At 68.9% G+C, this 6,980-nt stretch carries 7 protein-coding genes; 4 read left to right on the plus strand and 3 right to left on the minus strand.

The genetic code is table 11. The features are described from left to right. Nucleotides 1-3: 3 nt before the first annotated feature. Nucleotides 4-1,119: an ROK family transcriptional regulator gene (locus tag ABZ297_RS20115; RefSeq protein WP_355347982.1), complete on the minus strand. Its 1,116-nt coding sequence runs from the start codon at nt 1,117-1,119 to the stop codon at nt 4-6. 95 nt (nt 1,120-1,214) lie between these two features. Here ABZ297_RS20115 and ABZ297_RS20120 point away from each other — a divergent pair, with 95 nt between their 5' ends. From ABZ297_RS20120 to ABZ297_RS20135, 4 genes are read left to right on the plus strand one after another with little or no spacing between them, the layout of a single operon-like run. Then, entirely contained in the window at nt 1,215-2,468 is a 1,254-nt protein-coding gene (locus tag ABZ297_RS20120; protein ID WP_355347985.1) for a sugar ABC transporter substrate-binding protein, read from the plus strand. Continuing rightward, nucleotides 2,465-3,301, plus strand: a complete 837-nt coding sequence (locus ABZ297_RS20125) for a sugar ABC transporter permease (protein WP_355347988.1) — start codon at nt 2,465-2,467, stop codon at nt 3,299-3,301. The genes ABZ297_RS20120 and ABZ297_RS20125 overlap by 4 nt, the downstream gene beginning before the upstream one ends. Continuing rightward, nucleotides 3,291-4,112 (plus strand): carbohydrate ABC transporter permease, encoded by an 822-nt coding sequence (locus ABZ297_RS20130; protein ID WP_355347991.1) that lies wholly within the window; start codon nt 3,291-3,293, stop codon nt 4,110-4,112. Before ABZ297_RS20125 ends, ABZ297_RS20130 begins: the two co-directional genes overlap by 11 nt. A gap of 10 nt (nt 4,113-4,122) precedes the next feature. Next, nucleotides 4,123-5,472 carry an alpha-L-fucosidase gene (locus tag ABZ297_RS20135; protein WP_355347994.1) on the plus strand — a complete coding sequence of 450 codons (1,350 nt, stop codon included), beginning with the start codon at nt 4,123-4,125 and terminating at the stop codon, nt 5,470-5,472. Nucleotides 5,473-5,576: 104 nt separating this feature from the next. Here ABZ297_RS20135 and ABZ297_RS20140 read toward each other — a convergent pair whose 3' ends face one another. Then, on the minus strand, nt 5,577-6,065 hold the full coding sequence (locus ABZ297_RS20140) for an alpha/beta fold hydrolase (RefSeq protein ID WP_355347997.1): 489 nt from the start codon (nt 6,063-6,065) through the stop codon (nt 5,577-5,579). 123 nt (nt 6,066-6,188) lie between these two features. Beyond that, a partial coding sequence (locus ABZ297_RS20145; protein ID WP_355348000.1) for a TetR/AcrR family transcriptional regulator C-terminal domain-containing protein occupies nt 6,189-6,980 on the minus strand: 792 nt, incomplete at its 5' end.

Raw genomic sequence — 6,980 nt, forward strand, 5'->3', positions numbered from 1 at the left:
GCTTCAGCGGGAGGCCAGCGTGGTGGCCAGGACGAGGCTGGCGGCTCCTCGGGCGTGCGCGCTGTCGTCCCACTGGCGGACGGTGATCTCCAGCCCGGACAGCACACCTCCCTCGACCGCGGGGCGGAAGCCGGGCTCGAAGTAGGGCCAGAGCACGTGGCTCTCGCCGATCACCGTCAACGCCCGTACGGCCAGCACGTTGACCACGCCGGCCGCCGCGCGCCCGAGGGTGGCGCCCGCCTCCGCCATCAGGGTGCGGATGCCGGGCGCGTCCGCGCTCGCCAGCCGGTGCAGGTCGGCCACCGGCACGACGGCCGGGGTCAGCCCGCGCTCGTGGGCGCGCTCGGCCAGGGCGTAGTCGGCCGCGTACGTTTCCAGGCAGCCGCGCCGCCCGCACACGCACGGCGGCCCCGAGGGGTCGACCGGCACGTGCCCGAACTCGCCCGCCACCCCGTCGGGCCCTCTGTGCAGCCGCCGGCCGAGCACGATGCCCATGCCCACGCCGCCGCCCACGGCCAGCACCAGGAAGTCGTCATGGTCGCGGCCGGTGCCGAACAGCAGCTCGGCGGTGGTGCTGGCCCGGGTGTCGTTGTCGATCAGTACGGGAACCGGCAGGCGGTCCGCCAGGAGGGGCCGCAGCGGCAGGTCCGACCAGCCCAGGTGCGGCGACATGCGCACCACGCCCTTGGCCGGGTCTATCACGCCGGGCACGGCCAGGCCGATGCCGCGCACCCGGTCGCCGGTTCCCGGGTCGGCGAGCACCTCCAGGCACGCCTTCGTCAGTTGCCCGACCGGGTCGGTGTGCGGGTCGAAGGGCAGCGTGAAGCGGCTCACCTCGCTGCCGTTGGTCCGCATCAGCACCCCGACCAGGTGCGTGTGATGCACGCGCAGGCCGAGCGTGTAGGCCGCGTCCGGCACCACCTCCAGCGGCACTCTCGGCCGGCCCGGGCCCGCCACCTGCGGCGCCAGCTCGCGTAGGTAGCCGAGCTCGATGAGCCGCCGCGTGTGCTCGCTCACCGTCGCCACGCCGAGCCCGAGTCGGGCCGCGACCTGCGACCGGTTGAGCGGCTCAGGCGCGAGCGTGGCGAGGATCTCCGCCCTGACCAGGTCCTCGCGCATGGTCCTCCCCCTTGACGTTCCCGGCGATCAAGTTTAGGGTCCCGGAACACATTAATTTCGTCCACGAAATTACTATTCGTGACGGAGGTCTGCAAATGAAAGCCAAGCTGGCGGCGGGACTTGTGCTCCTGGCTGCCGCCACCGCGTGCGGTGGCGGCGGATCGGGTACGGCGGGCGGCGCCCGGCAGGACGACGGCACGGTCACCCTCGACTGGGAGATGTGGGCCGGCAGCGAAGAGGAGAAAGCTCAGCTCGACCACCTGACGCAACTCGTCACCCAGCAGAACCCGAAGATCCGGATCAAGCTGCGGACCGCGCCGTTCAACGCCTACTTCACCAAGCTGCAGACCGAGTTCGCGGCGGGCAAGCAGGCGTGCATCGTCTCCATGCAGAGCCTGCGCCTGGGCGCCTACGCCGACCTGCTGGAGCCGCTGACCGCTCCCGAGGGGTTCGCGCCTGCCTCGCTGGAGGCGTTGAAGATGGACGGCAAGCAGCTCGCCCTGCCCTACGACCTGTCTCCGATGCTCCTTTACTACAACAAGGACGCCTTCGCGAAGGCAGGGCTCCCCGAGCCGAAGGCGGGCTGGACCGTCGCGGACTTCGAGAAGGCCGCCAAGACGCTGACCACCGGCGGCAAGTCCGGGTTCGGCATGTCCTTCTCCGACCTGCACACGCTGTCGCTGCTGCTGTCCTACAACGGCGCCAAGCCGGTCACCGACGACGTGAAACTGCAGATGGACAGCGCGCCCATGGTGGACGCGCTCACCTGGTACGCGGGTCTGGCCAAGGGCAAGGTGGGCAGCGTGCCGGCGGGCTCGGCCGAGGCCGGCTGGGGCGAGACACAGTTCATCAACGGCAACGCCATGATGGCGATCGACGGCTCGTGGAACGTCGGCTCGACCATCAAGGAGGCCAAGTTCAAGGTCGGCCTCGCGCCGCTGCCCGCCGGGACGTCCGGATCGAAGACTTACGTCGCGAACTCCGGTTTCGGGGTGGCCAAGGGCTGCGCCTACAAGGACGAGGCGATCAAGGCGGTGTCCGTGCTCAGCGGCAAGGAGGCGCAGGCCTACCTCGCCGGCGTCGGGCGCGGCTTCCCTGCGCGGACCGAGCAGCAAGCGGCGTACGAGGACTTCCTGGTCAAGCAGAACCAGGACAAGAGCGCCGACGTGCAGGCGGCGATGGCCGCCGTCAAGCAGGGCCTCGACGGCGGCGTGCCCCTGTTCACCACCAAGAACTGGGACGACGTCACCAAGACGATGGCCCAGTACCTGCTCCAGGCCTACACGGGCGCGCAGAGCCCCAAGGACGCCCTGACCACCATCCAGCAGCAGGGCGCGCGCGGGCAGTGAGATCAAGGGAAGAGTGGAGCGCGCTCGGGTTCGCCACCCCGAGCGTGCTCGGCCTCGGTCTGTTCACCCTGTTCCCGGTCGGCATGGCCGTGGTGATGAGCTTCTTCGACTGGCCGATGCTGGGCGACAGCCAGTTCATCGGGCTGGAGAACTTCCGCTACCTGTTCGGGGAGGACCCCGACTTCCTGGCCTCGCTGCGCAACACGTTCGTCTTCACCGGGCTGTACGTGCCGCTCAACATCATCGTGGCGCTCGGCCTGGCGTTCTGGATCAGCAATTCGCGCTGGCAGAACCTGTGGCGGGTGCTGTTCTTCATCCCGGCGATCACCCCGATGGTGGCCAACGCGGTGATCTGGAAACTGCTGTTCCAGCTCGTCGGCACCGAGCCGAACCTGCTCGCCGACGGCCGCACCGCGCTGCTGTCGGTGGTGGCGATGAGCGTCTGGCAGGGCTTCGGCTACAACCTGATCGTCTTCTCCGCGGCGATCAACGAGATGTCGCCGTCCGTGCTGGAGGCGGCCTCGATCGACGGGGCGACAGGCCCGCGCAGGCTGTTCAGCGTGCAACTGCCGCTCATCTCGCCCGCGCTGTTCTTCGCCACCACGATGACGGTGATCAACGCGCTGCAGGTGTTCACCCAGCCGTACATCCTCACGGCCGGCGGGCCCGGCAACGCCACGGAGACGCTCGTCATGAACGTCTACCAGGCCGGTTTCCAGTCGCGCGACCTGGGCCTGGCGGCCGCCGCCGCGTGGGTGCTGTTCGCGATCATCCTGCTCGTGACGGCGGGGCAGTTCCTCGGCCAGAAGCGGTGGGTGCACTATGAGAGCTAGGAGCGTCGTCTCCCACGTGCTGCTGGGCGCGGTCACGCTGGTCTTCCTCTACCCGCTGGTCTTCGCGGTGGCCACCGCGCTGAAACCGGCGGGGGAGACGTTCGCCGACCCCGGCTCGCTGGTCGGTTCCGAGATCCGCTGGCGGAACTTCGCCGACGTCTTCCAGTACGTGCCGTTCCAGCGCTACATACTCAACGGCGTGCTGGTGGCCGGCGTCGGCACGATCGTGGTGCTGGCCGCCTCGGCGCTGTCGGCCTACGCCTTCGCCTCGCTGCGCTGGCGGGGCCGCGACGGCGTCTTCCTGCTGTTCCTGGCGACGCTGATGGTGCCGCAGGAGGTGCTGGTCGTGCCCATGTTCATCCTCATGCAGGCGCTCGGCTGGGTGGACTCGTACCAGTCGCTGATCTTCCCGTGGGCGTTCACCGCGTTCGGCGCGTTCCTGCTGCGACAGTTCTTCCGGTCGGTGCCGCGCGAGATGCAGGAGGCGGCGCGCATCGACGGAGCGGGAGAGCTGCAGATCTTCGTCCGGATCATGCTGCCGCTGGCCAGGCCCGCGCTCGGGGTGCTGGCCGTCTTCACCTTCATCAACTACTGGAACAGCTTCCTGTGGCCGCTCATCATGATCAACGACGTGAGCGCGCGCGGCACCGTGCCGCTCGGCCTGCAACTGTTCTTCGGCCAGAACGGCAACCAGTGGCATCTGGTGATGGCCGCCTCCGTCGTGTCCATCCTGCCGACGCTGTTGCTGCTCATCGCGCTGCAGAAGCACCTCGTCAAGGGCATCGCCACCGCCGGTCTGGCCGGCCGCTGAAAGGATCGCAGTGCTGCATTTCGACCGCCGTGTCGGGCCCGACCTGGGTGCGGACTACCCGTCGAGGGAGGTGCCCGAGTGGTACCGGGACGCCAAGTTCGGCGTGTTCGTCCACTGGGGCCTGTACTCGGTGCCCGGCTGGGCGATCTCCCGGCTGCCCGGCGAGCACGTGCCGGTGGAGCTGGAGTTCAGCCACCATCAGTACGCCGAGTGGTACGCCAACACCGTTCGCATCCCCGGCTCGCCCGCGCGGGACTTCCACGAGCGCGAGTACGGCGTGGGCACCTCCTACGAGGACCTGGCCGACTCCTGGACCGTCGAGGCGTACGACCCGCACGCCTGGATGCGGCTGTTCGCCGGGTGCGGGGCGCGCTACGTCGTGCCGACGGCCAAGCATCACGACGGGTTCTGCCTGTGGGACACCGCCACCACCTCCTTCAGCAGCGCACACCGCGGGCCGCGCCGTGACCTGATCGCCGAGCTGGCGGGGGCCGCGCGCGAGAGCGGGCTGAGGTTCGGGCTCTACTACTCGGGGGCGCTCGACTGGCACGTCTCCGACTTCCCGCCGATCCAGTCGATGACGGAGCTGTTCACGCTGCGCCGCAACGACGAGGCGTTCGCCAGGTACAGCTTCGACCAGCTCGCCGAGCTGATCGACGCGCACGCGCCCGACGTCCTGTGGAACGACATCGACTGGCCCGACTCGGCCAAGGCCGTCGGGCCGTACAGCCTGCAGGCGCTCTTCGAGCGCTACTACGAGCGGGTGCCCGGCGGGGTGGTCAACGACCGGTGGGGCGTTCCGCACCTGGGCGCCCGCACCAGGGAGTACGTGCAGGAGGAGCGGACCTCACCGTGGGTGTGGGAGGCGACGCGCGGGCTCGGCCGGTCGTTCGGCTACAACAGGGCCGAGGACGACCGGCACCTCATCGGCCGGGCCGAGCTGGTGCACCTGCTGGTCGACACGGTCGCCAAGAACGGCAACCTGCTGCTCAACATCGGGCCGCGCGCGGACGGCTCGCTGCCTGAGTCGCAGGTGGAGCGGCTGCGTTACCTGGGCGCCTGGCTCGACGCGCACGGCGCAGCGATCTACGGGACCAGGCCGTGGATACGGCACGCGGAGCCCACCGGTGAGCCCGTCCGCTACACGACCGGACCGGAGGGAACGCTCCACGTGATCGCGCTGGACCCGGCGGCAGGCCGGCTCCGGCTGGCCGAGGACCTGGTCGAGCCCGCTCGCGCGACAGCTTCGTGGGGGGACGGGCCGACGGAGATCGACAGTTCCGGAATTATCGTCATCCCTGAGGGTTTGCGGGGGTTGCCGGCCGCGGTCCTGACACTGAGGACGGACGCGCAGCCGTAACCGGCCGGGCCGCCACGTGCGGGATCGGCACCGAGCCCAGCACGCTCGCGGCCCACTACAGGTCGTCCCCGGGGACGGTGAGAAGTCCGCGGGCACGGACCGCCTCATCTCGTGACTTCGCCCACGACGAATGCCGCGACGAGCCGGGCATACTCTTCAGCCTCCTCGGCATGGACGAAGTGCCCGGCGCTCTCGAAGAGGCGGAACGTCCCGTTCGGGACGCACTCCCGGAACAGGCTGATCTCCTCCGGGCTGGTCACCGGATCGTGGCCACCCTTGATCAATAGAGCGAGGCGGCCGCCGTACGAGTGGCCGAGTATCGACCAGCGTTCGAACCCGAGCACCTCCCGAAGGGCCTCGAAGTCGGCGATCAAGTCGTCCTCGGTCACCGGGCCGTCCAGCGGGTCCGAGCGCTGCACCCCGCGCTGGTCCACACCCACCAGCCGCAGCCGCTCAGACAGCCGCTCGCCCTGGAAGGACATGAAGTCGTGCGAGCCGCTACCCGGGCCGCCGTGCAGGTAGAGCAGCGGCGGCGCGTCCTTGGCCCCGCGCTGGTCGACATGGAGGCGGGTGCCGCGAACGTCGATCAACATGCGGCAAAGCGTAGATCGATCCTCGCAGGCTGGACACCCCCGGCACCGCCGGCCCGCCCGGCGGTGATCGCCAGAGGGGGCAGCTGCGGCGCCTCAGCCCCAGGCTCGTGTCCGCAGTTGTCTTCATCGCGGTTGTGGGGGGAGTTGCCGTTCCAGTCCGTTGAGGAGGGCTTGGAGGCCGAACTCGAAGGTTTTGTCGGGAGAGGCGGCGTAGTCGGTTGCCGCTGGGGTTTCGAGTCGGGTGCGTAGGTGTGGGTAGTGCATGGCGATCGCCTGGGCCTCGGCCATCGCGTCTTGGAGTCGTTTTTCGGCGGTGGTGCCGTTTTTGTTGAGTTTGCGGGTGAGTGAGGCGGTTGCGGCGGTGCCGGCTGCGTTGCCGAGGGCGTAGGTGAAGATGGCGGCGGCGGCTTGGTCGGCTTGGTCGGGGGTGAAGCCGGCGGCTTCGTAGAGGGCGAGGCTGTGGTTGTCGTGGCGGGATTTGCCGTTGCCGTACAGGACGTGTGCGGCGAGTGCTTGGACGAGCCAGGGGTGTCGGGTGAGCATCTGGTACAGGTCGGTGGCCATGGTGGTGGCGGTGGTGCGCCAGTCGGCGGGGTTGAGGTCGGGTAGGGGGAGTTGGCTCCATACGTGGTCGGCGGCGAGCAGGACGAGGTTGTCTTTGTCTTTGACGTGCCAGTACATGGCGGTTGCGGCTGATTCGAGTCGTTTGCCGAGGGCGCGCATGTTCAGGCCTTCGAGGCCGTCGGTGTCCAGGAGTTCGACGGCTGTGTGGATGATCTGGTCTCGGGTGAGGGTGTCGCGTGGCATGTCTTTACCGTATGCGGCGGCTTGTACAAAGTTCAAGAAGGGGCTTGCACAAAGTTCAAGTCGTGGGTTAGCGTTCTTCTCGTCGCCCAGTTGAACTAAGTGCAAGTC

It is taken from the genome of Nonomuraea sp. NPDC005983 (assembly GCF_040614375.1).
Lineage (GTDB): Bacteria > Actinomycetota > Actinomycetes > Streptosporangiales > Streptosporangiaceae > Nonomuraea.